We start from the raw sequence: 25404 nt of genomic DNA, 5'->3' as shown, positions 1-25404 counted from the left end.
GCAGGGCCTCCCCGAACCTCTTTGGGCGGCACCCTAGCGCAGCTTCGATCGACTGCGCCGCCCCTATTTCGGCTTGAACCGCTTGCTGGTCGGGAAGCCCTTGGGGGCGAGCTTGCCGGCCCCCGCGCGCCGGCCGAGCCAGTCGCGCCATTCGGTCCAGACGCGGGTGCGGCCGGCCGGATCGATCCAGGTCGCGCCGCCCTCCGCGTCGAAGACGGTGAAGTCGCGCAGGCCGCCCTCGCGGTAGGACTGCAGCTTCACGCCCTTGCCCCGCGGCATTTCCGGCAGTTCGGCCACGGGGAAGACGAGGATCTTCCCGTTGTCGCCGATGACGGCCATGTGGTCGCCGGAGAGCACCGCCGTCGGCGCCGCCCCCTTCTTGTCCACGGTCAGCACCTGCTTGCCGGCCTTGCGCGCCGAGACCGCCTCGTCCTCGGCGAGAATGAAGCCATAGCCGGCGTGGGAGGCGACGATCCGCTTCGCGCCGGGCTTGTGGGCGAAGACGTCGACGATCTCGACCTGGTCCTCCAGGTCGATCATCAGGCGCAGGGGCTCCCCATGGCCGCGCGCCGAGGGCAGCTTGTCGCAGCCGATGGTGAAGAAGCGGCCGTCGGAGGCGAGGATCAGAAGCTTGTCCGTCGTCTCGGCGGGCACGACGAAGCCGAGCTTGTCGCCCTCCTTGAACTTCAGCTCCGAGGGATCCTCCACCTTGCCCTTGGCCGCGCGGATCCAGCCGCGCTCGGAAAGGATGACGGTGATCGGCTCGCGCGGAATCATCGCCTCGATGGCGGCCTCGGCGTCGACCTCCGGCGCATCGGCGAAGACCGAGCGGCGCTTGCCCACGGCCGTGTCGGGGCCCAGCACCTTGCGGACCTCCTTCAGGCCCACGCCCACCAGCTTCCACTGGCGCGCGTCGGATTCCAGCAGCTTCAGCAGGCCGTCGCGTTCCTCCGAAAGCTCGCCGTGCTCGCGCTTGATCTCCATCTCCTCCAGCCGCGCCAGCTGGCGCAGGCGGGTGTTCAGGATGGCGTCGGCCTGGATTTCGGTCAGGTCGAAGGCGGCGATCAGCTTGGCCTTGGGTTCGTCCTCGTAACGGACGATGCGGATCACCTCGTCCAGGTTCAGATAGGCGATCAGCAGGCCGTCGAGGATGTGCAGGCGCGCCTCGATCTTGCCGAGGCGGTGGCGGGCCCGACGGACCAGCACCTCGCGCCGGTGATCCAGGAAGGCCACCAGGGCCTGCTTCAGGCTCATAACCCCGGGCGTGCCGCGGGCGTCGAGCACATTGAGGTTCACCGAGAAGCGGCTTTCCAGATCCGAGAGCTTGAACAGGCTCTCCATCAGGACTTCCGGCTCGATGTTGCGGCTCTTGGGCTCGAGGACCAGGCGCACGTCCTCGGCCGACTCGTCGCGCACGTCGCCCAACAGGGGGGCGCGCTTGTTCTCGATCAGGCCGGCGAGCTGCTCGACCAGGTCGGCCTTCTTCACCTGATAGGGGATCTCGGTGACGACGATCTGCCAGGTCCCGCGCCCGGTCTCCTCCCGCTCCCACTTCGCCCGGGTGCGGACGCCGCCGCGGCCGGTCTCATAGGTCTCGACCAGGGAGGCGTGGGACTCGACGATCACCCCGCCCGTGGGGAAGTCCGGCCCCTTCACATGGACCATCAGGTCGGCGGTCGAGGCGTCGGGCTTGTCCAGCAGCAGCAGGCAGGCGTCGATCAGCTCGGCGGCGTTGTGCGGCGGGATGGAGGTCGCCATGCCGACGGCGATGCCGCTGGAACCGTTGGCCAGCAGATTGGGGAAGCCGGCCGGCAGCACCACCGGCTCCTCGTCCTCCCCGTCATAGGTGGGGCGGAAGTCGACGGCGTCCTCGTCGATGCCGTCCAGCAGCAGCTGGGCGGCCTCGGTCAGCTTGCACTCGGTGTAGCGCATGGCCGCGGCGTTATCGCCGTCGATATTGCCGAAGTTCCCCTGGCCGTCGATCAGCTGGTAGCGCTGGGCGAAGTCCTGGGCCAGGCGCACCAGGGCCTCGTAGACGGCCGTGTCGCCGTGCGGGTGGTACTTACCGATCACGTCGCCGACCACCCGGGCCGACTTCTTGGCCGAGGAGTTGGGGTCCAGCCGGAGCTGGCGCATGGCGTAGAGCAGCCGCCGGTGGACGGGCTTCAGCCCGTCGCGCACGTCCGGCAGGGCGCGGCCCGTGATGGTCGAGAGCGCATAGGCCAGGTAGCGCCGCGACAGCGCCTCCGACAGCGGCTCGTCGATGATGCGGTCGCCGTCGCCATCGGACGGCGGTGGGGTGTGCTTGCCCATTGATTCTCCTTGGCCCGAATCTAGCGCCTGCGGACCCGCGCGTCGCCGGGGGCGCGACGCATAGCCTCGGTCCTAGAGGCGCTGCGCCTCGGACAGGCGGTCGATCATCCACAGCCGGGCCGGCGGCAGGGGCCGGTTCATCGGGTTGAAGACGAAGGCCTCCAGGAAGTGGCCGGTCAGGTCAAGGCCCGCCCGCACGTCGCCGGGCTCCAACCCCCCTTGCGCCGACAGCAGGAAGGGCGGCAGGGCCAGCAGCCGGTCCTTGTAGGGCTCGCCCGCCTCGCGGCTCACGGCCCGGCCGGTGCGGGGGCTAACATAGACCAGATCGTCCACGGCGCCGGTCGCGGCGCACTTGGAGAGGTCGAGGCCAAAGCCCAGGTCCTGCAGCAGGCCCGCCTCGAAGCGCACGAAGACGGCCGGCCAGATGTCGGGCAGGCTGAGCGCCGGGATCAGGGCGGCGAGCGCGTGATAGGCGCCGGGATGGGCCTCGCGCTCCGGCAGCGCCCCGGCGGCCACGGCCGCGGCCGCCGAGAGGCCATGCAGGGCGAGCGGATCGTCGAACAGGGCGGCCGGCCCCTCCCCGACGGGCTCCAGGGTGGCTGAGCCCAGCTGCTCGCTGGTGCGGGCCCGGAAGCGCGCACGCACCGCCGCGCCGGGCTGCAGGAAGGGCTTCAGACGCCGTGACGCCCCGCCCGCCACGTGGGCGGCGTAGCGGCCGTGGCTCTCGGTCAGCAGATCGACGATGGCCCCCGTCTCGCCATGGGCGCGGGCCGAGAGGACGAAGGCGTCGTCTTCGAATTCCATCAGGCGTCGAAATCGAGTCCCACGTCGCCGTAGAACTCGCGCTTGTCGGCCCAGGTCTCGTCCACCTTCACATGCAGGAAGAGGTGGACCTCGCGATCGAACAGCTCCTTCAGCTCCTCGCGCGCCTTCTGGCCGATCCACTTCAGGGTCTGGCCGTTCTTGCCGAGCACGATGGGCTTCTGGCTCTCGCGCTGGACGTAGATGGTCTGTTCGATCCGCACCGAGCCGTCCTTGCGCTCCTCGAAGGCGGTCGTGTCCACGGCCGCCGCATAGGGCAGCTCCTCGTGGACCCGCAGATAGAGCTTCTCCCGCGTGATCTCGGCCGCCAGCAGGCGGGCCGGCAGGTCGGCGGTCTGCTCCTCCGGATAGAGCCAGGCGCCTTCGGGCACGAGTTCGGCCAGCCGGGCCTTCAGGTCGTCCACGCCCGAGCCGTCGGCGGCCGAGATCATGAAGACCTCGGTATAGACGCCGGTGTCGAAGAGCTTCTGGGCCAGGCCCAGCAGCCGCTCGCGCTTGAGGCCGTCGATCTTGTTGATGGCCAGGATGGCCTGCTTGCCGGCGCCCTTCAGGCCTTCGATGATCGAGGCCACGTCGGCGGCGGCGCGGCGGTCGGCGGCCTTGGCGCCCGGCTCGGCGGCGGCCAGCTCGGCCTGGGCGTCGACCAGATGGACGATCGTGTCGGCCTCCTCCGCCCCGCCCCAGGCGGAGCGGACCATGGCCCGGTCCAGCCGGCGGCGCGGCGCAAAGATGCCGGGCGTGTCGACCAGGACGATCTGGCTTTCGCCGGCCATGGCCACGCCCCGCACGGGGAAGCGCGTGGTCTGCACCTTCTGGGTGACGATGGAGACCTTGGCCCCCACCAGACGGTTGGTCAGGGTCGACTTGCCCGCATTGGGGGCGCCGATGATGGCGACGAAGCCGGCGCGGGTCATAGGGGTCCTTCGCGTTTCAAAAGCATCACCTGGGCGGCGGCCTTTTCGGCCTCCTGCCTGGAACGTCCTCGGGCCTCTTCGGGATCATAGCCCTGAAGCGTCACGCGGACGGTGAAGATCGGCGCATGAGCCGGGCCCTCGCGCTCGACGATCTCATAGGCGGGCAGCGGAAGTCCCCGCCCCTGCGCCCATTCCTGGAGCTGGGTCTTGGGATCCTTGGGCCGCACGCCGCCGAGTTCGGCGAAGGCGTCCTTCCAGAAGCGCAGGAAGAAGGCCCGCGCCGCGTCCAGGCCGGCGTCCACATAGAGGGCCCCGATGAGGGCCTCGCAGGCGTCGCCCAGGACCGCCTCGGACTCCCGCGCCCCCACCTTGGTGGCGCTGGGCGACAGGCGCAGCGCCTCGCCCAGGCCGATCTCGCGCGCCACCTCGGCGCAGGCGCGGTAGTTCACCAGGTTCGAGAGCTTGCGCGACAGCTCGCCTTCGCGCGCCTCGGGATCGAGGCTCATCAGCCGCTCGGCGGCCATCAGGTTCAGCACCCGGTCGCCCAGGAATTCCAGCCGCTCATAATGGCGCACCTTGGCCGCCCCTTCGCCGACGCTGGCGTGGGTGAGCGCGCGTTCCAGGAGTTCGCGGTCGGTGAAGCTGTGGCCGATCCGCTCCTCGAGCCGGGCGACCGCCGCCTGTCGCCGGTTCATCGGGCCCAGGTCACTGAAGGATGTTGAAGAACCGGCCCGGCCGCGCGTCGAGCACCCAGGTCCAGGGCTTGAAGAGCGAGGCTCCGCGCTCCCAGGACAGCAGGATCAGCTGGGCCTTGCCCACCAGGTTCTCCGCCGGGACATAGCCGACGCCGATCTCCTGGGGCGCGCGGCTGTCCAGCGAATTGTCGCGGTTGTCGCCCATGAAGAAGTAGTGGCCCTCCGGTACGATGAAGGGGCCCACATCGTCCATCTCGCCGTCGGGACCGAGATCGTAGGTGATGTAGCTGCGGCCGTTGGGCAGGGTCTCGCGGAAGCGCATCACCTCGCGGGTGAAGCCGTAGCCCGTGTCGACGACGCCCGGCGACAGCGGTTCGCGCGGCACGGGCTGGCCGTTAAGGATGATCTGGCCGTCGCGCACCTCGATCCGGTCGCCCGGCGCGCCGATCAGGCGCTTGATGTAGTCGGTCCGGCCGTCGCGCGGCAGCTTGAAGACGATGATGTCGCCCGGCGTCGGCGCCCGGTCCATCACCCGGCCTTCGAACAGCGGCGGGCTGAAGGGGATGGAGTGGCGCGAATAGCCGTAGGAGTACTTGGAGACGATGATGTAGTCGCCTTCCAGCAGGTTCGGCTCCATAGAGGCCGACGGGATGGTGAAAGGCTGGAAGAGCAGGACCCGCAGGACGAGCGCGATCAACAGGGCGTAGACGACCGTCTTCACGATCTCCACGATCTCCTTGACGGTGTCGGGCTTCTCGGTGGCCTGCACGCTCTGCACGTTCTCGCTCATGTCGGATTCCTGAGACGCGGGACGCGGCGCGCCGGAAGAGGGTTAGCTAGCCCCTGCATACGGCCGGAGCAAGCTCAGGGCCCGTGAACTCGCCGTAATCGGCCCATTCGCCGCGGGGCCTGCGGCTATTCGGGCACGGCCTCGATGATGACGAAGGCCTGGGCGTAGGGATGGTCGTCGGTCAGGGTCACGTGGATCACGGCGCGATGGCCCTCGGGCGTGATCTCCTTCAGCCGGTCCAGCGCGCCGTTGGTCAGGGCCATGGTCGGCGCGCCGGAGCGCATGTTGACCACGCCCATGTCACGCCAGAAGACGCCGCGGCGGAAGCCGGTGCCCAGCGCCTTGGAACAGGCCTCCTTGGCGGCGAACCGCTTGGCGTAGCTGGCCGCCACGTCCGGCTTGCGCTCCGACCGCGTGCGCTCGATCTCGGTGAAGATGCGGTTCGTGAAACGCGTCCCGTAGCGCTCCAGCGTCTTTTCGATCCGCCGGATGTCGGCGAGGTCCGAGCCCAGGCCGATGATCACGCCGCCTTCTCCGCCCGCGCCTCGTCCATCAGGGCGCGCATGCGGGCGATGGCCGCCGGCAGGCCCATGAAGATCGCCTCGCCGATCAGGAAGTGGCCGATGTTGAGCTCCACCACCTCGGGTATGGCCGCGATCGGCTTGACCGTCTCGTAGTCGATGCCGTGGCCGGCGTGGACTTCCAGGCCCAGGCGGTCGGCCTCGGCGGCCGCAGCGATGAGCCCCGACAGCAGGCGATCGGCCTGGGGCGAGCCCTCCCGGACGGCGTCGCAATAGGCGCCGGTGTGCAGCTCCACCACGTGCGCGCCGGCCGACTTGGCCGCGGCGATCTGCTCGAAATCGGCGTCCACGAAGCAGGAGACGCGGATGCCCGCCTGGCGCAGGCGGGCGATCACGGGGGCGATGGTGTTGTGGCCCTTGACCATGTCGAGCCCGCCCTCGGTGGTCACCTCCTCGCGCCGCTCCGGCACCAGGCAGGCGGCATGCGGGCGATGGGCGAGCGCGATGGCCTCCATCTCGGCGGTGACCGCCATCTCCAGGTTCAGCGGCCGGCCGCGACGCCGCACGATCACGGCGAGCGCGTCGATATCGGCGTCGGAGATGTGGCGCCGATCCTCGCGCAGGTGGGCGGTGATGCCGTCGGCGCCGGCGGCGATAGCCATTTCGGCGGCCCGGACCGGATCGGGATAGCTGGCGCCGCGGGCGTTCCGGATGGTCGCCACGTGGTCGATATTGACGCCCAGACGCAGCCGGCTCATCGCTTCAGCCTCTTGGAGCCCGGCTCCTCGGCCGGCAGGGCCGCGAGCTCCGGCGGCACGTCGTCGGGCGCATAGGAGGGGAAGTCGACGGTGGCGAGCGCCACCAGCGGCCAGCCCACCTCGGCCCGGCCGCCCGACCGGTCGACGATGCAGGCGCAGCAGAGCACGACGCCGCCGGCCGCCTCGATGGGCTCGACCGCCTCGCGGAAGGAGCCCCCCGTGGTGATGACGTCCTCGACCACCACCACCTTGGCCCCGGGTTCGATGCGGAAGGCGCGACGCAGCTGGAAGCGGCCGTCCTCACGTTCCACATAAATTGAGGGAACGCCCAGGGCGCGAGCGACTTCGTAGCCCGGGATGATCGCCCCGACCGCCGGCGCCACGATCACATCGGGCCGGCCGAACTGCTCGACGATGCGGTCGGCCAGGGCGCGGCAGAGGCGCTCCGTCCGGTCGGCATATTGAAAGACGAGGTTCTTTTGGAGGAAGATCGGACTATGGCGCCCGGAGGCCAGGACGAAGTGGCCCTCGCGAAGGGCGCCGGCGCCGCGGAATTCCTCAAGGACTTCGTCAGTGGTCATTTGGAAGGCCTCCCTGCGGGCGAATTAGCGAAGGGCGGACTAGATGTCACCTTCGGCCTCCAGACTGCGCCTGGAGATTCGTTGGAGTAACATCCCATCCATGCCCGGGACCATCACAACCGAACGCCTGATCCTGCGGCCGGCGAGGCCCAGCGATCTGGAGCCGATGCACGAGATCCTCTCCTCGGCGACGGCCATGGCCTTCTGGTCGACCCTGCCGCATGTGAAGATGGAGGAAACCCGACTGTGGCTGGAGGGGATGATGGCCACGCGGGCGGACGACTTCATCGTCGAGACCAAGGACGGGCGCGTCATCGGCAAGGTCGGCTTCTGGGCCGATCCGGAGATCGGCTACATTCTGCATCCCGACGCGCAGGGGAAGGGCTACGCCCATGAGGCGGTGTCGGCCGTGATCGACCGCGCCTTCCGCGATCGGGGGCTGAAGGAGGCGACCGCCGACGTCGACCCCAACAACACCGCCTCGCGCCGCCTGCTGGAGCGTCTGGGCTTCTACGTCACCGGCAGCGCCACCAAGACCTACCTCCTGGGCCACGTCTGGGCCGACAGCCTCTATCTGCGCTGCACGCCGGAAACCTTCACCGGGGCCAAGACGCCCTGGACCTGGCGGGCCGCCGAGCCGGTCTGAGGCCTCAGCCCTTCGCCCGGTCCACCGTCTCGACGCTCGGATTGGCCCGCAGGGCCGCGGCGATATGGGTCAGGTGCTTGGCGTCCTTGACCTCGAGGTCGAAGTCGACGTCGAAGAAGTCGCGCTGGCGGTGGTGCATGCGCAGGTTGACGATGTTGCCGCCCGCCTCGCCGATCACCGTGCAGACCTGGCCGAGCACGCCCGGCGCGTTCTTGATCGTCGCCGCCAGGCTGGCGCGCGAGATGGTGTTGCGCTCGGCCTCCGGCGTCCATTGCAGGTCGCGCCACAGCTCTTCCCGGTCCTCGAACTCGGCCAGAGTGGCGCAGTCGATGGTGTGGACGGCCAGGCCGCCGCCCTCGGGATCGAGGATGCCGACGATGCGGTCCCCCGGCACCGGGCTGCAGCACTCGGCGAAATGCAGGGTGACGCCCGGCGTCAGGCCCGAGCCGCGGACATAGAGCCGCGCGCCGGCGCCGCCCTCGATGCGGCGCTGGGCCGTGGCGGCCTCGCGTTCGGCGGCCTTGAGGCCGGGGAAGATGACGTCCAGCACCTGGGTCGGCGTGACCCGTCCGCGGCCGACGGCTTCGAAAAGCTCGTCCTCCGTCGCGGTGGCGAAGCGATCCAGGGCCGGGCGCAGGGAGACGTCCGGACGATGCTTGCCCGCGCGTTCGAAGGTCTGGTCGATGCTGGCCACGCCGAGCCGGATGAACTCGTCCTTCTCGCTCTGGCGGATGTGGCGGCGGATGGCCGAGCGGGCGCGGCCGGTGACGGTCAGCGAGCGCCAGTCGGGCGGCACCACCGGCTTGGCGCCGCGGATCACCTCCACCACGTCGCCGTTCTGCAGGGCCGTGCGCATCGGGCGCAGTTCGCCGTTGATCTTCACGCCGATGCAGGTGTCGCCCACGTCGGTGTGGACGGCGTAGGCGAAATCCAGCGGCATGGCCCCGCGGGGCAGGCTGACCAGCCGGCCCTTGGGCGTGAAGACGAAGACCTGGTCGAGGAACATTTCGAGCTTGGCGTGCTCGACCAGCTCCTCCACGTCGCCGCCGTGCTCCAGCACCTGGACCAGGTGGCGCAGATTGACCAGCGGGTCGCGGCCGCCGGCGGCGGCCTGGGCCTCGGCGTCGAAGCCGTAGCTCTCGTTCTTGTAGCGCCAGTGGGCGGCGACCCCGTCCTCGGCGACGCGGTCCATGGCCTCGGTGCGGATCTGCATTTCGATGCGCATGCCGCGCGGGCCGACCACGGTCGTATGCACCGAGCGGTAGTTGTTCCGCTTGGGCGTCGAGATGTAGTCCTTGAACCGCTCGGGCACGCTCGGCCAGGCGCGATGGATGACGCCCAGCGCGCGGTAGCAGTCGTCCTCGGTGTCGACGATCACCCGGAAGGCGTAGATGTCCGACAGCTGGGAGAAGCCGATCGACTTGCGCTGCAGCTTCCGCCAGATCGAGAAGGGGTGCTTCTCGCGGCCGAAGACCCGGGCGGGGATGCCCGCCTCCTTCAGCTTGGCCGAGACCTCGCCCGAGACCACCGAGACCGCCCCGCCCTGCTGCTGGCGCAGGGCCTCCAGCCGGCGGCCGATGGCATCGCGCGCCACCGGGTTCAGGTGGATGAAGGCCAGCTCCTCCAGCTCGGTGCAGATGCGGTGGCAGCCGATGGAGCGGGCCAGCGGCGCATAGATCTCAAGGGTCTCCCGGGAGATGCGCTCGCGCTTGGCCGGGTTCTTGATGAACTCCAGCGTGCGCATGTTGTGCAGACGGTCGGCCAGCTTCACCAGGAGGACGCGGACGTCCTTGGAGATGGCCAGGATGAACTTGCGCAGGTTCTCGGCCTGGCGCGTGTGTTCGGAGCTGAACTCAAGCTGGGAGAGCTTGGTGACGCCCTCGACCAGTTCGCCGACCTCGGGCCCGAACAGCTCGTCGATGTCGGCGCGCGTGACCGGGCAGTCCTCGATCACGTCGTGCAGCAGGGCCGTAACGATGGTGGCGGTGTCCAGACGGTAGTCCGTCAGGATGCCGGCCACCTCGATCGGGTGGGCGAAATAGGGGTCGCCGGAGGCGCGCTTCTGCGACCCATGCATCCGCATGGCGTAGACATAGGCGCGGTTCAGCAGGGCTTCGTCGGCGGTGGGGTCGTACGAGCGGACCTTCTCGATCAGCTCGTACTGGCGAAGCATCTTCGGACGGCGCACCGCCGCCGTGGCGTCCACAGCGGCGGGCGTATCAGAAGGCGCGTCTTTGGGTTCGGCGGCGGGTGTAGCCGCCTGGACAGTGACGGGGTCTGCGCCTTCGGGGCTCAGTACCGCTCCTCCTGCCCGCCGTCGCGGTCGCTTTGCAGCGCCCGCACGAGCTCAAGCTCGCTCATCTGGGTGTGGGTCGGGTCGGCGAGCAGGGCCAGGGTTTCGGCCTCTTCCTCGGCCTCGGTGTGCTCGTCCACGCGCTGCAGGCTGGAGATCAGGCTCTCGCGCAGCTCTTCAGCGTCGACCACGTCGTCGGCGATCTCACGCAGGGCGACGACGGGGTTCTTGTCGTTGTCGCGATCGACCAGCAGCTGGGCGCCGGCGGAAATGCCCCGCGCGCGATGGGCGGCCAGAAGAACCAGGTTGAAGCGGTTCGGGACCTTCTGGATGCAATCTTCGACGGTGACGCGGGCCATGAAATCCTCGGATAAGACGGTAGAACCGGCGAAAATAGGGGTTCCGGCCCGATTGTGCAATGCCGCAGAGGGATCTTGGGTCTGGGCTCGGCAGGCAGATCAGCTCCCGTCATCAGCGCGGCCCGCGTGGGTGACAACCTCTGGGGCGACGCACGGGTCGTAAGCCGTCGACCTTGCCCGGACAGCCTTCGAGAGTTCGTTCAGATCACCAGGCTGAGCGGCGGAGCCCTGAGACGGTCGAAGCTCAACGTATGCCGGAAAATCAAAGCCTGTTCTTGCGAATAGACCGCCGATTTCAGGCTTCGAGACCCACTCCCCGACGCGCGCCGCATTCAAGTACCGCGGGGGCCGAACGCCGTTGCCGGAATAAGCCACCCACACAACCTCATTGTAAGCGAGGCGTGTCACGTCGAAGTCGGCTTGTTGTTCTTCGGCCAACACGGTGACGTGCTCGCCGGTCACGTAGAAGCCCGGCCCGCAGTAGGTCGGCTCCCTCGGCGCCAAGCGATCGCAGCCTCCGGCCATGGCCAGCAATGAAAACACCAGCAGCCTGGAGCGCGAGAACATCTGCATGGTTCGTTTGAGACTTCGCAGGGACGGGTAAGCTTCACAATTGCACGCGCCAAGGTCGTGAGCCATTACCGCCCTCACTCTGCACGCGCGTCCCGCCCGATACTCGCCCGCGCCGCCAAGTCCTCCGCGCTCACCCCCAGCACCGGATGCCGCCAACCTGGCGCGATCTCCGCCAGCGGGCCCATGACGAACAGTCGCTCATGCGCGCGGGGGTGCGGCAGGGCGAGGTCGGGGGTGTCGATCACCTGGCGGCCATAGGCGATCAGGTCGAGGTCGAGCGTGCGCGGCGCGTTGCGTTCGCCCCGATTGCGGTTGAATTCCGCCTCGATTGAAAACAGGGTACGCAGAACCGAACAGGGTTCAAAGGACGCCTCGACAATAGCGATTCCATTGCGATACTCCGGTCCCGACGGGTCGGGCCAGGCGGAGGACCGCCACCAGCGCGACCGACGAAGAACAGGCAATCCCGCCTGGTCGAGACGAGCGAGCGCGGCGTCGAGGAGGGCTTCCGACGAGCCGTAGCCGTCGGATAGGTTGCTCCCCAGGGCCACCACAACCGCCTCGTCCCAGCCGGACCCTGCGCCGATTTCAAGGATTTCCACGCTTATGACTTTCTACCCCACCGATCGGCTCGCGCTCTTCATCGACGGCGCGAACCTGTACTCGGCGGCCAAGGGGCTCGGCTTCGACATCGATTATCGCAAGCTGCTGGAGGAGTTCCGCAAGCGCGGGGTTCTGGTGCGCGCCTACTACTACACCGCCCTTGTCGAGGACCAGGAGTACTCCCCCATCCGTCCCCTGGTCGACTGGCTCGACTACAACGGCTACCGCCTGGTGACGAAGCCGGCGCGGGAATACACCGACGCGCAAGGCCGCAAGCGCTGGCGCGGCGACATGGATGTCGAGATCGCCGTCGACATGATGGAGATGGCCGAACACGCCGACCACCTGCTGCTCTTCTCCGGCGACGGCGACTTCCGCTGCCTTGTGGAGGCCGTGCAGCGGAAGGGCGTGCGCGTGACCGTGGTCTCGACCGTGAAGTCGCAGCCTCCCATGGCCTCCGACGACCTGCGCCGCCAGGCCGACGCCTTCATCGACCTGGCCGACCTCGCCGACATCATCGGCCGGCCTTCGCGCCTGCCGCGCTTCATCCAGGAAAGCCGCATGGGCAATGAGAGCGAGGCGGATGCGGACGTCTGAGCTTCTGACCGAAGCCGCCGCCGAACCGCCCCGCGACTGCCCGCTCTGCCCCCGCCTGGTGGCCTATCGCGCCGCCAACCGGCAAGCCCATCCCGACTGGTGGAACGGCCCTGCGCCGTCCTTCGGCGACCGCAATGCGCGGCTGGCCGTGGTGGGCTTGGCGCCCGGCCGCATGGGGGCCAACCGCACGGGGCGGCCCTTCACCGGCGACTTCGCCGGCGTGCTGCTGTTCGACACCCTGCTGAAGCTGGGCTTCGCCCGCGGCCGCTACGAGGCGCGGCCCGACGACGGGCTGGAGCTGGTCGACTGCCTGATCACCAACGCCGTCCGCTGCGCGCCGCCAGGCAACAAGCCGGAGACGAGCGAGGAGAACACCTGCCGCCCGTTCCTGACCGAGCGGCTGGACCTGTTGCCGAACCTGAAGGTGATCGTGACGCTGGGCGACGTCTCGCGTCGCAATGTGCTCAAGGCGCTGGGCCTCAAGGCGAGCGCCGGCGTCGGCGGCCACGGCTCGGAGTTCCAGGCCGGCCCCTATACGGTGATCAACAGCTATCACTGCTCGCGGCTCAACACGAACACTGGCCGCCTGACGCCCGCCATGTTCGAGGACATCTTCGTCCGGGCGCGGGCGCTGATCGAGGCTTAGGCGCGCCGCCAGTAGTGGTAGCGCCAGAGGGGTGCGAAACCCGCGCGGGCGTAAAGGGCGCGGGCGGGCGCATTGCCCTCCTCCACCTGCAGGAACATGCGCGCCACGCCTCGTTCGGCCGCGGCGGCGGCGAGCGTCGCCATGACCTGGCCCGCCAGCCCCTTGCCCCGATGCGCCTGGGCCGTGCGCATGCCGTGCAGGCTGGCCCAGCCCTCGGCGAGGGCGGCGACCCCGACCGCACAGGTCTCCGCCCCGTCCCGCACGGCGGCGAAGACGGCGTCCGGCGATCGCGTAAGCGTCTTCACCCGATGGGCTCCGTCCACCGGATCGAAGCCCTGGCCGAGGAAGACGCTGGCCCAGCCCTCGTCGGGCTGCGCCAGCCGCACGGCGCGGGGTTCGGCGAAGGCCGCGACCCTGGCGACGGGAGCTTCCATCACCAGCGTGGGCTGTTCGGGCGCGTAGCCGCGTTCGGCCAGCAGGGCCGCCACGCCGGAGAGGCCGTCCACGTCCGGCAGACGGAACTCCGCGACCATGTCCTGCGCGCGATAGGCGGCCTCGATGCGGGCCAGCAGGCTCTCGTCGCGCACCAGGTTGTGGGCCAGCGGCGCGGCGCTGCGCGCGCGGCCGATGGTTCCGGGCTTAAGCGCCAGGATCCAGGGGCCGACGACTTCGCAGGCCTCATGCGCCACCGCCGCGACCGTCGCCCGTTCGATCGCCTCGATGTCTTCGGTCGGGAGCGTGAGCCCGCTCACCCCTTGTCGCGGAGCAGCCGGGCCTTGTCGCGCTGCCAGTCGCGTTCGGCCGAGGTCTCGCGCTTGTCGTGCAGCTTCTTGCCCTTGGCGAGCGCGATCTCGAGCTTGGCCAGGCCCTTGTCGTTCCAATAGAGCTTGGTGGGCACGATGGTCCGCCCTTCCCGCTGGACCGCGCCGATGAGGCGGTCGATCTGGCGGCGGTGCAGCAGCAGCTTCCGCGGCCGGCGCGGCTCATGGTTGAAGTGGCTGGCCTTGGCGTAGGGCGGAATGTCGGCGTTGATCAGCACGATCTCCTGCCCCTCCACCGCGGCGTAGGACTCGGCGATATTGGCCTTGCCCTCGCGCAGGGACTTCACCTCGCTGCCGGTGAGGGCGAGGCCCGCCTCGACCGCGTCGTCGAGGAAGTAGTCGAACCGGGCGCGCCGGTTCTCCGCGATGACCTTGCCCGCCATGGCCTAGATCAGCCCCGCCTCGCCCATGGCCGCGAGGACCTCCTTGCGGGAGGCCTCCGAGGCCGGCGCGATGGGCAGGCGGGCCTCTTCGCCGCACAGGCCCAGATGCGACAGGGCGAACTTGGTCGGCGCCGGCGAGGCGTCGGTGAACAGCGCCTTGTGCAGCCGATAAAGCCGGTCCTGCCAGTAGAGGGCCGTCTTCCAGTCCCCGCCGAGGGCGGCGTTGTAGAAGGTGGAGCAGAGGTCGGGCGCGACGTTCACCGTCACCGAGATCGAACCGTGCCCGCCGTGGGCCATGTAGCCCAGGGCCGTCGGATCGTCGCCCGACAGCATCACCCAGTCGGCGCCGCAGAGCAGGCGCTGCATGGTCGGGCGCGTCATGTCGCCGGTGGCGTCCTTCACGCCGACGATGTTGGGCAGCTTGGAGAGGCGGCCCAGCGTGTCGTTGGAGATGTCCACGCCGGTGCGCGAGGGCACGTTGTAGACGATGATCGGCAGCTGCACGGCCTCGTTGATCGCCGCATAGTGGGCGTACATGCCCTCCTGGCTCGGGCGATTGTAGTAGGGCGTCACGACCATGGCGGCGTCGGCGCCGACGGCCTTGGCGTGCTGGACGAGCTCGATCGCCTCGCGTGTCGAGTTGGAGCCTGCGCCTGCGATCACCGGCACGCGGCCGGCGGCGGTCTTGACGCAAAGATCGACGACGCGGCGGTGTTCGTCATGGGTGAGCGTGGCGGACTCGCCGGTGGTGCCCACCGGCACCAGGCCGTGGACGCCGCCGGAGATCTGCCGTTCGACGAGGGCCACGAAGGCGTCCTCGTCCACCGCGCCGTCGCGGAAGGGCGTGATCAGGGCCGGCATCACGCCCCTAAACAGAGGTTCGGACATTGTCAGCAAAAAGCCGTGAAAGCGCCGCATCATATTGCGGCCTATTGAGGTGCGCGGACAATATGTCCGACGCGCCCCGGCCCGCAACCGCCCGTATCATGTCCGCGTAACCCTGGAGACCGCCGCTTGCCTTTTCTCGCGCCGAAGACCCTGCTGACCGCCGCGACGCTGTTCCTGGCCAGTGGAGCGCCCGATGCGCAGACTCCTCGGGCGACGGCCACCGATCCCTTCCCCAAGCCGATCGAGCTCCAGCCGGTCCACCGGCCGCCCCTTCAGCCGCTGAGCGCCAGCGAGAATCAGATGCTGAAGCAGGCCATCGCCGCGGCCCGCCGCAGCGACGTGGCCGGCGCGACCAGCCTGATCCAGGCGATGAGCGATCCGATCGCCAAGAAGATCGCCACCTGGGCCCTGGTCGACGTGGCCGGCGAATCCATGGGCTTCTTCCAGGTCGATCAGGCCCGCCGCGACCTGATGGGCTGGCCCCGGGGGACCTGGCGCCAGGAAACGGCCGAGAAGCTTCTCGCCACTTCCGGCCTCTCGCCGCAGGAGACCATCGCCTGGTTCGGCGGCGAGCGGCCGAAGACGGCGCGCGGCGCCATGGCCCTGGCCTCGGCCTATCTCGGCGCGGGCCAGCAGGCCGAGGCCGCCGCCCTCGTCCGCGACTTCTGGCGCAATGAGGTGTTCGAGGCCGACGCCCAGGCCTCCATGCTCGCCCAGTTCGGCGGCTTGCTGACGGCGGAGGACCACACCCGCCGCGCCGACCTGCTGCTCTACGGCCCGCAGGGTCCGGCCGCCCAGGCCATGGTCGGTCTGCTGCCGGCTGAGGAACGCGCCGTCGCCCAGGCCCGGATGGCCCTGCGCGACGGATCGGCCAACGCCGAGGCGCTGGTGGCGGCCCTGACGCCGGCCCAGGCCGCCCACCCCGGCATCGCCTTCGAACGGGCCCCCTACTACCGCCGCCGCGGCCAGGAGAGCCGCGCCTACGACGTGCTTAGCCCCCTGCCGCCCGAGCATGCGAAACTGCGCGTGGCGGCCGATCGCGTCTGGGACGAGCGCTATCGCCTGACGCTGTCGGCCCTGCGCGCCGGCGACTACCGCAACGCCTATCGCGCCTCGGCCAATACCGGCCTGACCGAAGGCGCCGACGCCGCCGAGGCGGAGTTCTACGCCGGCTGGCTTGCGCTTCGGCGGCTGAACGATCCGAAGCTGGCCGACCGCCACTTCGCCGCCATCGCAGAGATCGGCTCCTCGCCCATCACGCGCGGGCGGGCGCTGTACTGGCGTGGCCGGGCCCACGAGGCCATGGGCGACGCGGCCGGCGCCCAGTCCTTCTATCGGGCCGCGGCCGAGCACAACACGACCTTCTATGGCCAGTTGGCCGGGGAAAAGGTCGGCGACGGCGTCATGGTCCTGCCGCCGGAACCGGACATCACCGAGTTCGACCGCGCCCGCTTCGAGGGCCGCGACCAGGTGCGCGCCATCCGCCGCCTGCACGAGATCGACGAGCAGAGCCTCTTCCGCGTCTTCGTGATGAACCTGGAGGACCACCTGCCCAACGCCGCCGAGCAGGCCCTGCTGGTGGACCTCACGCGCGGCTACGGCGACCAGACCGCGTCCATGTTCGTCGTGCGCGGCGCCGCCAGCCAGGGCTTCATCCTGCCCCTGCGCGGCTATCCCTACCGCAGCCCGCCGGAGATTCCGGCCGCCCCGGAAAAGGCGCTGGTCCTTGGAATCACGCGTCAGGAAAGCGGCTTCGATCCGCTGATCCGGTCCCCGGCGGGGGCGCGCGGCATGATGCAGGTGATGCCGGCCACGGCCCAACTCGTCGCCCGGCAGATCGGCGTTTCCTACTCGCCCGGCCTGCTGGACGATCCGGACTACAATATGCGTCTGGGCTCGACCTATATCTCCCAGATGCTGAACCAGTTCAGCGGCTCCTACGTCATGGCCATCGCCGCCTACAACGCCGGTCCAGGCCGCCCGGCGCAGTGGATCGGCTTCTGCGGCGATCCCCGCGGGGCCGGCACCGACCCCATCGACTTCGTGGAATGCATCCCCTTCTCGGAGACGCGCAACTACGTCATGCGGGTCATGGAAGGCGCGCAGGTCTACCGCGCCCGTCTGAACGACGGCCGCGCCAAGATCACTCTTTCGGAGGACCTGGCGCGGGGCGGATACCGCTATGGCGGGTCGACGACGGCCAGCGACTGAACGCTCAGTCGATGGTCAGGCCGGTGAGCAGGCCGTCGATGGTGACGTCAATGAGCTCGTCCACCGGCGCCCACGGGAAGGTCTTGCGCGAGAGGCAAAGCGCCACCACCCCGTGGCAGCCGGCCCAGAGGGCCTGGGCCGCGCTGTCGGCGCCGCCCTTGCGCAGCCGCCCCTCGGCGGCGATTTCGCGCACCACGCCGCTGAACTTCTCATAGCAGGCCATGGCCAGTTCGCCGGTCGCGTCGGCGCCCTCCGGGAACGGCCGCACATGCGAGAAGACGAGCTGGTAGGCGTTGGGGTGTTCGAACCCCCAGCGCATATAGGCCTCCAGCATCATGCGCGTGCGGGTGACCGAATCGAGCGGGCGCGCGGCGATCTGGCTGTTGCGGTCCAGCAGCTGCTGCATCACGCCTTCGGCGATCTCCAGCAGGATGCACGCCTTGTCCTGGAAGTGCATGTAGAGCGCGGTGGAGGAGACCCCGACCTCGTCGGCGATCTTGCGGATCGTGGCGCCCTCGTAGCCCTCGGCCACGAAGATGCGCTCGGCCGCCTCCAGGATCTCGGCGCGCCGAAGATGGCCGTCCCCCTTGGCCTTGCGCGCCGACCGGCGCCGGGTGGTGGTCGCGGTCACCGACGGAACTCCCCCTCACTCACAACCTGAACAGCGGAAACCAAATCGCGGGCTGTGACAACCCCGCCTGCGTTTATCCAATGGTTTCAGCCGCTTTGAGCATACTCCGTCGTTGAAAGATACGCCCTCTGGCGCCCGCGCCCGGTTTTTCGTAAGCCCAGCCGATGAGCGCCGCCCGCCCGAAGATCGCGCCTGCGCCAGGCGTCATGCGCACCACCGCCTGGGACGACTACGCCCTGCTGGATTCCGGCGATGGCCGGAAGCTGGAACGTTACGGCCCCTACAAGGTCGTACGGCCCGAGCCGCAGTGCCTGTGGTCGCCGCGCCTGCCCGCCCAGGTCTGGGACGCCGCCGACGCGGTCTTCGACCCCACGGACGAGGAGGACGCGGGCCGCTGGCGCTTCCAGGGCAAGCCCAAGGAAACCTGGCCCATGGCCTGGCGGCAGGCGCGCTTCAACGCCCGCTTCACCGCCTTCCGGCACCTGGCCTTCTTTCCCGAGCAGGCGGCTAACTGGGACTGGCTCGAGACCCGCATCCGCAGCCTTTCCGAACAGCCGCGCGTCCTGAACCTCTTCGGCTACACCGGCGTGGCCAGCCTGGTCTGCGCGGCGGCGGGCGCGGCGGTCACCCATGTGGACGCCTCGAAGAAGGCGATCGGCTGGGCGCGCGAGAACGCCGAACTGTCGGGCCTGACGGACCGGCCGATTCGCTGGATCTGCGAAGACGCCCGCCGCTACGTCCAGCGCGAGGTCCGGCGCGGCTCGCAGTACGAGGGCGTCATCCTCGATCCTCCGAAATATGGCCGCGGCCCGACGGGCGAGGTCTGGCGCCTGTTCGAGGACCTGCCGGAGCTGTCGGCCCTGTGCGCCCAGCTTCTGTCGGACAAGGCCTCCTTCCTGATCCTCAACGCCTATGCGGCGCGGATCTCGGGCGCGGCCCTGGCCGGGCTGATCGCCGACCGCCTGGACGGGCGCGGCGGGACGGTCGAATGGGGCGAGCTGGCCCTGTCGGAGGATTCCGGCGAACGGGAGATCGGGCTGTCCTTCTACGCCCGGTGGTCGGCATGAGCAGCCGGGTCGTCACGTCCCTGACCAATCCGACCGTGAAGGCCGTCCGCGCCCTGCACCTGCGCAAGGCCCGCGACGAGAGCGGCCTCTTCGTGGCCGAGGGCCTGAAGAACGTGACCGAGGGCGTCGAACAGGGGATCGCGCCGCAGATCCTGATGTTCGGCAAGGAGGCGGCGAGCCATCCGCTGCTGAAGGCCGCCGTGCGGGCGACCGAGGACGCCGGCGGCGAGGTGATCGAGGTCACCCAGGACATCCTCGCCAAGGTCTCCCGGCGCGACAATCCGCAGGCGGTGGTCGGCGTCTTCAAGCAGCGCTTCGTCCCCCTCACCGCATTCCAGCCGGCCAGCGCGCCCTGCTGGGTGGCGCTGCACCGGGTGCGCGACCCCGGCAATCTCGGGACCATCATCCGCACCGCCGACGCGGCCGGCTGCGGGGCGGTCATCCTGGTCGGCGAGTGCTGCGACCCCTATTCGGTGGAGGCCGTGCGCGCCACCATGGGCTCGGTCTTCGCCGTGCCGCTCGCCAAGGCCAGCGAGGCGGAGTTCGCCGCCTGGCGGCGGGATTGGCCCGGCTCGGTCGTCGGCACCCTGCTCTCGGCCGAGGTCGACCACCGCCAGGCCGACTATGTCCGGCCGAGCCTGATCCTGATGGGCAACGAGCAGCAGGGCCTGCCGCCGGAAATGGCCGCCCTGTGCGACGTGAACGTGAAGATCCCCATGCGCGGCCGGGCCGACAGCCTGAACCTGTCGGTGGCCACCGGCATCATGATCTACGCCGCCACCTGACGTCACAGATCGGGCCGCCCGGACGTCCTTGTCGCGAAACCCGCCTCAAGGAGATGACCATGAGCCCCCGCATCAACGCCTTCGCCGTCCATCCCGAAGCCCTCAAGCCGATGATGGCCCTGGAGGAGCACCTGGCGAAGTCCGACCTCGGCCACACCCTGGTCGAGCTGGTGAAGACCCGCGCCTCCCAGATCAACGGCTGCGCCTTCTGCCTGCACATGCACACCGCCGACGCCCGCGCCGGCGGTGAGAGCGAGGAGCGGCTGCACCTGCTGGCCGCCTGGTGGGAGTCGAGTCTCTACACCGAGCGGGAGCGGGCGGCGCTCGCCTGGACCGAGGCGCTGACCCGGGTCGCCGACAGCAAGGCGCCGGACGAGGCCTATGAGCCCCTGAAGGCCCACTTCAGCGACAAGGAGATCGTCGACCTCACCGTCCTCATCATGACGATCAACGCCTGGAACCGTCTGGCTGTCGGCCTGCGCACCCAGCATCCGCGCAGCTGGGCCAAGGCCGCCGCTTAGGACCGGGGCTTGGCCCGCGTCGTCGGGTCGGCGACCGAGGGATCTTCGGGCCAGGGATGCTTGGGATAGCGCCCGCGCATCTCGGCCCGGACATCCTTCCACGAGCCCTTCCAGAAGCCGGGCAGATCCTGCGTCAGCTGTATGGGCCGCCGGGCGGGCGACAGCAGGGCCAGGGTCAGCGGGCGGCCGGCCACCTTCGGGTGCTCGTTCAGGCCGAACACCTCCTGCACCCGAACCTCGGCCCGCGGGCCGCCCTCGGCCTCATAGTCGATCTGCACGCGGGTGCCGGTGGGCGCCGTCCAGTGGGTGGGCAGTTCGGCTTCGATCCGGCGCTGCAGGTCCCAGGGGATCAGGGTGCGCAGGGCGCCGTCCAGCAGGTCGGGCGTCAGGTCGGAGAGCCGCCGGACATCGTGCAGCAAGGGCGTCAGCCAGTCCTCCAGCCGCTCGGCCAGCGCCTGGTCGGACAGGTCGGGCCAGGTCGCGGGGTCCGCCTCGCGCAGATAGGCCACGCGCCGACGCAGGGCCGTGGCGGCCGGGCCCCATTTCAGCGCGCCCAGCCCCTCGCGCCGCAGACGGGCGGCGAAGGCGGCGGCGACCACCTCGGCCGGCGGCGTCTCGTCCACGCTCTCCTTCAGCACGAGGCGCCCAAGACGCGTCAGCCGCTTCAGGCGGACCCGTCCGCCGGGGCTCTCCTCGACCCGGTCTTCGGTCTCCAGGATGGGAGAGAAGGTCTCCAGGATCTCGGCCTCAGTTAGCGGGGCGGCCAGCAGGATGCGGTCGCGGCGATCCCCGCCGCCGAGCTCGGCGACGGCCAGCCACGGCTCCCGCGCCAGGGCGTCGGCGGCCTCGACGAAGGCGCCGCGCCCGCTGGCCAGCTGGAATTCGCCCTGCGGTCCGCGCGCCCGGGCCACCCGCTCCGGATAGGCGAGCGCCAGCAGCTGGCCGTCGCTCAGCGGCGGCGCGTCGCCGTGCGGCGCGCCCCTGGCCCAGCGGTCGGCCAGGGCCCGGGCGTCGCGCGCCCGCGCCGATCCGTCCCGCTCGAAGCTTTCCAGCCGCCAGGTGAGATGGGCGTCCCGCCCGCCCAGGCCGCGTTCGGTAATGAGGGCCGCGATCCGCGCCGCCCGCCGTCCCTGGCCGTGCTCGGCGGCCCGGAGGACCATGTGGGCCAGGCGGGGCGGCAGGGGCATGTCGGCCAGGGCCTCGCCGTGCGGCGTCAGCACGCCCTCCCCGCTCACCGCCTCCAGGCGGCGCAGCAGGGCCTGCGCCTCGGCCATGGCGGCCGGGGGCGGCGGGTCGAGGAAGGCCAGATCGGCGGCGTCCTTCGCGCCCCAGCGGGCGAGATCGAGCGCCAGGCTTGAGAGGTCGGCCGCCAGGATCTCCGGATCGGCATAGGCCGGCAGGGCGCGGGTCTCCGCCTCGTCCCACAGCCGATAGCAGACGCCGGGCTCGGTGCGGCCGGCGCGGCCGCGGCGCTGGTCGGCGGCCGCACGGCTGACCCGCACCGTGGCCAGCCGCGTCAGTCCGCTGGCCGGATCGAAGCGCGGCACGCGGGCCAGGCCGCAGTCGATCACTACGCGCACGCCCTGAAGGGTCAGACTGGTCTCGGCGATGGAGGTGGCCAGCACCACCTTGCGCATCCCCGCCGGCGCGGGGGCGATGGCGCGGTCCTGGTCCTTCACGTCCATGGCGCCGTAGAGCGGCGCCGTCAGCACGTCGGTGCGGCGGAGGCGTTCGGAAAGCCGCTCGGCCGTCCGCAGGATCTCCCCCTGCCCCGGAAGGAAGACGAGGACGCCGCCGGATTCTTCGGCCAGGGCCTTTTCGATGGCGCGGACGGCCGCGTCCTCGATCCGCAGGCGATCGTCGCGGCCGAGATAGCGGGTCTCCACGGGAAAGGTCCGGCCCTGGCTCTCGATCACCGGCGCGTCGCCCAGGACCTTCGCCACCGCCGCGCCGTCCAGCGTCGCCGACATGACCAAGAGCCGCAGATCCTCGCGCAGCAGGCCCTGCGCGTCGCGGGCGAGGGCCAGACCGAGGTCGGCGTCCAGGCTGCGCTCGTGAAACTCGTCGAAGATCACGCAGGCCACGTCTGAAAGCCCGGGATCGGCCAGGATCATGCGGGTGAAGACGCCTTCGGTGACCACCTCGATGCGCGTGCGGGCGGAGACCTTGGACTGCATGCGCACGCGATAGCCGACCGTCTCGCCCACGGCCTCCCCCAGAGTCGCAGCCATGCGTGCGGCCGCGGCCCGCGCGGCCAGCCGCCGCGGCTCCAGCACGACGATCCGGCCGTCGCCGCGCCACGGCGCATCCAGCAGGCGCAGCGGAACCACCGTCGTCTTGCCCGCGCCGGGCGGCGCGACCAGCACGGCGTTCGGGCCCGAGGCCAGGGCCGCCTTCAACTCGGGCACGATCTGCTCAACGGGAAGCATCGGCGCCATCTAGCGCCGCGACCCGTCGCGGGAAAGAGCCGGCGAGGCTTCCCATCGGCCGCGGGCGCGGGCATGTGGCCGCCTTCGGCATACGGCTTGACCGGGCTGAAGAAAGCGCGCCACCGTCGGCGCGAATCTCGTCGGCGGCGGGGGAGCCGTCGGACATCTGGAGGACACATGTGGCGCGTTAAGCCGCTCGACGCGATCCTGGCGACCGCGGAGAAGAAAGCCCTGCACCGAAGCCTCGGGGCGGTGCAGCTGACCTTGCTGGGCATCGGCGCCATCATCGGCACCGGCATCTTCGTCCTGACCGCCGAGGCGGCTCAGAAGGCGGGCCCCGGCATGATGATCTCCTTCATCATCGCCGGCGTAGTCTGCGCGGTCGCCGCGCTCTGCTATTCCGAGATCGCCTCCATGGTGCCGGTGGCGGGTTCGGCCTACACCTACTCCTATGCGGTTATGGGCGAGTTCATCGCCTGGATGGTGGGCTGGGCGCTGATCCTCGAATACGCCGTGGCCGCCAGCGCGGTGTCGGTGGGCTGGTCGGGCTATTTCGTCGGCCTTCTGGGGAGTTGGGGCGTCGAACTGCCCCAGGCCCTGGTGGTCGGGCCCTATGCCGGCGGGATCGTCAACCTTCCCGCCCTGCTCATCGCCCTGCTGGTCACGCTTCTGCTGATGATCGGGACGACCGAGAGCGCCCGCGTGAACGCCGTGCTGGTGGCGGTGAAGGTGACCGCCCTGACGGTCTTCATCGCTCTGACCCTGCCGGTCCTGAAGGGCGAGAACTTCGAACCCTTCCTGCCCAACGGATGGTTCGGCGCCGGGCACGGCTCGGGCCTGGGCGCGGTCGGGGCGGCCGCCTCGATCTTCTTCGCCTATGTCGGATTCGACGCCGTCTCGACGGCCGCCGAGGAGACCAAGAACCCGCAGCGCAACGTGCCCATCGGCCTGATCGGCTCGCTGCTGATCTGCACCGTCTTCTACCTCCTGGTGGCGGCGGGCGCGATCGGTTCGCTCGGCGCCCAGCCCCTCGTCGGCCCCGGCGGCATGGTGCTCGAACCCGGCACGCCCGAACTGGCCGCCCAGTGCCAGGCCATGACGGCCGCAGGGACCGAACCCCTGGTCTGCTCGCGCGAGGCCCTGGCCCACGTGCTGCGGTCGGTGGGCTGGGAGCGGATCGGCGATCTGATCGGCATCGCCGCCTTCCTCGCCCTGCCCTCGGTCATCCTGATCATGCTCTTCGGCCAGACGCGGATCTTCTTCGTGATGAGCCGCGACGGCCTGCTGCCGGGCTTCCTGTCGGCCATCCATCCGAAGTGGAAGACGCCGCACATCGTCACCATGATCACCGGCGTGGTGGTCGCCTTCTTCGCGGCCTTCCTGCCCGTCGGCCGCCTGGCGGACATCTCCAACTCCGGGACGCTGTTCGCCTTCTTCATGGTCGCCATGGCGGTGCTCATCCTGCGCCACACCCAGCCGAACCGGCCGAGGCCCTTCCGCACGCCCCTCGTCTGGGTGGTCGCGCCGGTGGCGATGATCGGCACCCTGCTGCTCTATCTCAGCCTGCCGGTGCAGGCGATGATGGTGCTGCCCGTCTGGGGGGCCATCGGCCTGGTGGTCTACTTCCTCTACGGCTTCCGCCACTCCAACGTCGCCCGCGGCGTCGTCGAGGTCCACGAACTCGACGCCGACGCCCCGCCCGACCCGGTTCCGCCCATGCCGGGCGCGCCGCCGCCGAGCCGCGACCGCGACTGACGACAGATGGACCCGGGGCCGGCCTGCGCCCCGGGTCTTTTCTTATGCGCTGGGAAGGTCGATCCTGGGGCCGACATGACCGAGACCGCTCCCGAACCCCCGATCCGCGCCCTGATCGCGCCCGTCACGCCGCTGGCCCAGAACTGCACCATCGTGTGGTGCACGAAGACGAAGAAGGCCGCCATCATCGATCCCGGCGGCGAGGTGCCGCGCCTGCTGGAGGCGCTGGCCCAACACGGCCTGACCCTGGAGAAGATCTGGATCACCCATGGCCACATGGACCATGCCGGGGGGACCGCCGCGCTGAAGGCGGCCACCGGCGCCACCATCGAGGGCCCGCACAGGGACGACGCCTTCTGGATCGACCAGATGGAGGCCTCCGGCGCCCGCTGGGGCATGCCCGAGGCGCGCAGCTTCACGCCCGACCGCTGGCTCGAGGACGGCGACCGGGTGCAGCTCGGGGAGACGGCGTTCGAGGTCTACCACTGTCCCGGCCACACGCCGGGCCACGTCATCTTCTTCCACCCCCAGACGAAGTTCGCCCAGGTCGGCGACGTGCTCTTCCAGGGCTCCATCGGCCGCACCGACTTCCCCCGCGGCAACCACCAGGACCTGATCAACGCGATCACCGGCAAGCTCTGGCCCCTGGGGGACGACGTCCAGTTCGTCTGCGGACACGGACCGATGTCGACCTTCGGCGCCGAGCGACGGACCAATCCGTTCGTCGCCGATCAGGTGCTGGGCCGATGAGGCGCACCCTGCCTTTCAAGCGTGAAATCTGACCGTTACGCTCCGGCAGGAC

At 70.0% G+C, this 25404-nt stretch carries 26 protein-coding genes; 9 read left to right on the top strand and 17 right to left on the bottom strand.

From position 1 onward, the window contains the following. Positions 1–63: 63 nt before the first annotated feature. The 8 genes from parC to pyrE form a co-directional block, all read right to left on the bottom strand. Positions 64–2313 carry a DNA topoisomerase IV subunit A gene (gene parC / locus H2041_RS02485; protein ID WP_293409070.1) on the bottom strand — a complete coding sequence of 750 codons (2250 nt, stop codon included), beginning with the start codon at positions 2311–2313 and terminating at the stop codon, positions 64–66. A 72-nt stretch (positions 2314–2385) separates the two neighbouring features. Then, positions 2386–3117, bottom strand: coding sequence for a DNA repair protein RecO (gene recO / locus H2041_RS02480; RefSeq protein ID WP_293409068.1), 732 nt, complete (start codon positions 3115–3117; stop codon positions 2386–2388). Continuing rightward, positions 3117–4049 (bottom strand): GTPase Era, encoded by a 933-nt coding sequence (gene era / locus H2041_RS02475; protein ID WP_293409066.1) that lies wholly within the window; start codon positions 4047–4049, stop codon positions 3117–3119. The genes recO and era overlap by 1 nt, the downstream gene beginning before the upstream one ends. After that, complete coding sequence (gene rnc / locus H2041_RS02470; protein ID WP_293409065.1) at positions 4046–4744, bottom strand: ribonuclease III; 699 nt, start codon at positions 4742–4744, stop codon at positions 4046–4048. The genes era and rnc overlap by 4 nt, the downstream gene beginning before the upstream one ends. Before the next feature lie 10 nt (positions 4745–4754). After that, a complete protein-coding gene (gene lepB, locus H2041_RS02465) occupies positions 4755–5534 on the bottom strand; it encodes a signal peptidase I (RefSeq protein ID WP_293409064.1) in 780 nt (259 codons plus the stop codon). A gap of 125 nt (positions 5535–5659) precedes the next feature. Then, positions 5660–6058 carry a holo-ACP synthase gene (gene acpS / locus H2041_RS02460; protein ID WP_293409063.1) on the bottom strand — a complete coding sequence of 133 codons (399 nt, stop codon included), beginning with the start codon at positions 6056–6058 and terminating at the stop codon, positions 5660–5662. Continuing rightward, positions 6055–6813 carry a pyridoxine 5'-phosphate synthase gene (locus H2041_RS02455; RefSeq protein WP_293409062.1) on the bottom strand — a complete coding sequence of 253 codons (759 nt, stop codon included), beginning with the start codon at positions 6811–6813 and terminating at the stop codon, positions 6055–6057. The genes acpS and H2041_RS02455 overlap by 4 nt, the downstream gene beginning before the upstream one ends. Beyond that, complete coding sequence (pyrE, locus tag H2041_RS02450; protein ID WP_293409061.1) at positions 6810–7394, bottom strand: orotate phosphoribosyltransferase; 585 nt, start codon at positions 7392–7394, stop codon at positions 6810–6812. Before pyrE ends, H2041_RS02455 begins: the two co-directional genes overlap by 4 nt. Positions 7395–7494: 100 nt before the next feature. Here pyrE and H2041_RS02445 point away from each other — a divergent pair, with 100 nt between their 5' ends. Further along, positions 7495–8040, top strand: a complete 546-nt coding sequence (locus tag H2041_RS02445) for a GNAT family N-acetyltransferase (protein ID WP_293409059.1) — start codon at positions 7495–7497, stop codon at positions 8038–8040. Between the two features lie 4 nt (positions 8041–8044). On the opposite strand, the gene H2041_RS02440 is transcribed toward H2041_RS02445, so the two are convergent. The 4 genes from H2041_RS02440 to folK form a co-directional block, all read right to left on the bottom strand. Then, complete coding sequence (locus H2041_RS02440; RefSeq protein WP_293409480.1) at positions 8045–10213, bottom strand: bifunctional (p)ppGpp synthetase/guanosine-3',5'-bis(diphosphate) 3'-pyrophosphohydrolase; 2169 nt, start codon at positions 10211–10213, stop codon at positions 8045–8047. 119 nt (positions 10214–10332) lie between these two features. Further along, positions 10333–10692: a DNA-directed RNA polymerase subunit omega gene (gene rpoZ, locus H2041_RS02435; RefSeq protein WP_293409057.1), complete on the bottom strand. Its 360-nt coding sequence runs from the start codon at positions 10690–10692 to the stop codon at positions 10333–10335. A gap of 99 nt (positions 10693–10791) precedes the next feature. Continuing rightward, the gene (locus H2041_RS02430; protein ID WP_293409054.1) at positions 10792–11265 is read right to left on the bottom strand and encodes a hypothetical protein; all 474 of its coding nucleotides are present in this window, start codon (positions 11263–11265) and stop codon (positions 10792–10794) included. 74 nt (positions 11266–11339) lie between these two features. After that, positions 11340–11867: a 2-amino-4-hydroxy-6-hydroxymethyldihydropteridine diphosphokinase gene (gene folK / locus H2041_RS02425; RefSeq protein ID WP_293409052.1), complete on the bottom strand. Its 528-nt coding sequence runs from the start codon at positions 11865–11867 to the stop codon at positions 11340–11342. 4 nt (positions 11868–11871) lie between these two features. Between folK and H2041_RS02420 the strand changes: the two genes are divergently transcribed. Together H2041_RS02420 and H2041_RS02415 are read left to right on the top strand one after the other, a co-directional pair. Continuing rightward, positions 11872–12465 (top strand): NYN domain-containing protein, encoded by a 594-nt coding sequence (locus H2041_RS02420; RefSeq protein WP_293409050.1) that lies wholly within the window; start codon positions 11872–11874, stop codon positions 12463–12465. Next, positions 12452–13111, top strand: coding sequence for a uracil-DNA glycosylase (locus tag H2041_RS02415; RefSeq protein ID WP_293409048.1), 660 nt, complete (start codon positions 12452–12454; stop codon positions 13109–13111). Before H2041_RS02420 ends, H2041_RS02415 begins: the two co-directional genes overlap by 14 nt. Here the strand turns inward: H2041_RS02415 and H2041_RS02410 are convergent. From H2041_RS02410 to dapA, 3 genes are read right to left on the bottom strand one after another with little or no spacing between them, the layout of a single operon-like run. Beyond that, positions 13108–13863, bottom strand: coding sequence for a GNAT family N-acetyltransferase (locus H2041_RS02410; protein ID WP_293409046.1), 756 nt, complete (start codon positions 13861–13863; stop codon positions 13108–13110). The two genes, H2041_RS02415 and H2041_RS02410, sit on opposite strands and share 4 nt — an antisense overlap. Next, the gene (smpB, locus tag H2041_RS02405; RefSeq protein WP_293409044.1) at positions 13860–14315 is read right to left on the bottom strand and encodes an SsrA-binding protein SmpB; all 456 of its coding nucleotides are present in this window, start codon (positions 14313–14315) and stop codon (positions 13860–13862) included. Before smpB ends, H2041_RS02410 begins: the two co-directional genes overlap by 4 nt. 3 nt (positions 14316–14318) lie before the next feature. Continuing rightward, positions 14319–15203 (bottom strand): 4-hydroxy-tetrahydrodipicolinate synthase, encoded by an 885-nt coding sequence (gene dapA, locus H2041_RS02400; RefSeq protein ID WP_293409042.1) that lies wholly within the window; start codon positions 15201–15203, stop codon positions 14319–14321. Between the two features lie 126 nt (positions 15204–15329). On the opposite strand from dapA, the gene H2041_RS02395 reads away from it, so the two are divergent. Then, positions 15330–17414 carry a lytic transglycosylase domain-containing protein gene (locus H2041_RS02395; RefSeq protein WP_293409040.1) on the top strand — a complete coding sequence of 695 codons (2085 nt, stop codon included), beginning with the start codon at positions 15330–15332 and terminating at the stop codon, positions 17412–17414. Between the two features lie 4 nt (positions 17415–17418). On the opposite strand, the gene H2041_RS02390 is transcribed toward H2041_RS02395, so the two are convergent. Beyond that, positions 17419–18045 carry a TetR/AcrR family transcriptional regulator gene (locus tag H2041_RS02390; RefSeq protein WP_293409038.1) on the bottom strand — a complete coding sequence of 209 codons (627 nt, stop codon included), beginning with the start codon at positions 18043–18045 and terminating at the stop codon, positions 17419–17421. A gap of 164 nt (positions 18046–18209) precedes the next feature. Between H2041_RS02390 and H2041_RS02385 the strand changes: the two genes are divergently transcribed. From H2041_RS02385 to H2041_RS02375, 3 genes are read left to right on the top strand one after another with little or no spacing between them, the layout of a single operon-like run. Then, positions 18210–19112 (top strand): class I SAM-dependent methyltransferase, encoded by a 903-nt coding sequence (locus H2041_RS02385; protein WP_293409036.1) that lies wholly within the window; start codon positions 18210–18212, stop codon positions 19110–19112. Continuing rightward, on the top strand, positions 19109–19897 hold the full coding sequence (locus tag H2041_RS02380; RefSeq protein WP_293409034.1) for an RNA methyltransferase: 789 nt from the start codon (positions 19109–19111) through the stop codon (positions 19895–19897). Before H2041_RS02385 ends, H2041_RS02380 begins: the two co-directional genes overlap by 4 nt. A gap of 59 nt (positions 19898–19956) precedes the next feature. After that, positions 19957–20418, top strand: a complete 462-nt coding sequence (locus tag H2041_RS02375) for a carboxymuconolactone decarboxylase family protein (RefSeq protein WP_293409032.1) — start codon at positions 19957–19959, stop codon at positions 20416–20418. Here the strand turns inward: H2041_RS02375 and hrpB are convergent. After that, positions 20415–22847, bottom strand: coding sequence for an ATP-dependent helicase HrpB (gene hrpB, locus H2041_RS02370; RefSeq protein WP_293409030.1), 2433 nt, complete (start codon positions 22845–22847; stop codon positions 20415–20417). The two genes, H2041_RS02375 and hrpB, sit on opposite strands and share 4 nt — an antisense overlap. A gap of 177 nt (positions 22848–23024) precedes the next feature. On the opposite strand from hrpB, the gene H2041_RS02365 reads away from it, so the two are divergent. Both H2041_RS02365 and H2041_RS02360 read left to right on the top strand, forming a co-directional pair. After that, positions 23025–24602: an amino acid permease gene (locus H2041_RS02365; RefSeq protein WP_293409028.1), complete on the top strand. Its 1578-nt coding sequence runs from the start codon at positions 23025–23027 to the stop codon at positions 24600–24602. A gap of 75 nt (positions 24603–24677) precedes the next feature. Next, positions 24678–25352 (top strand): MBL fold metallo-hydrolase, encoded by a 675-nt coding sequence (locus H2041_RS02360; protein ID WP_293409025.1) that lies wholly within the window; start codon positions 24678–24680, stop codon positions 25350–25352. Positions 25353–25404 lie beyond the last annotated feature (52 nt).

It is taken from the genome of Phenylobacterium sp. (assembly GCF_013911965.1).
Classification (GTDB): Bacteria; Pseudomonadota; Alphaproteobacteria; order Caulobacterales; family Caulobacteraceae; genus Phenylobacterium.
This window is presented reverse-complemented; position numbering and strand designations above follow the sequence as displayed.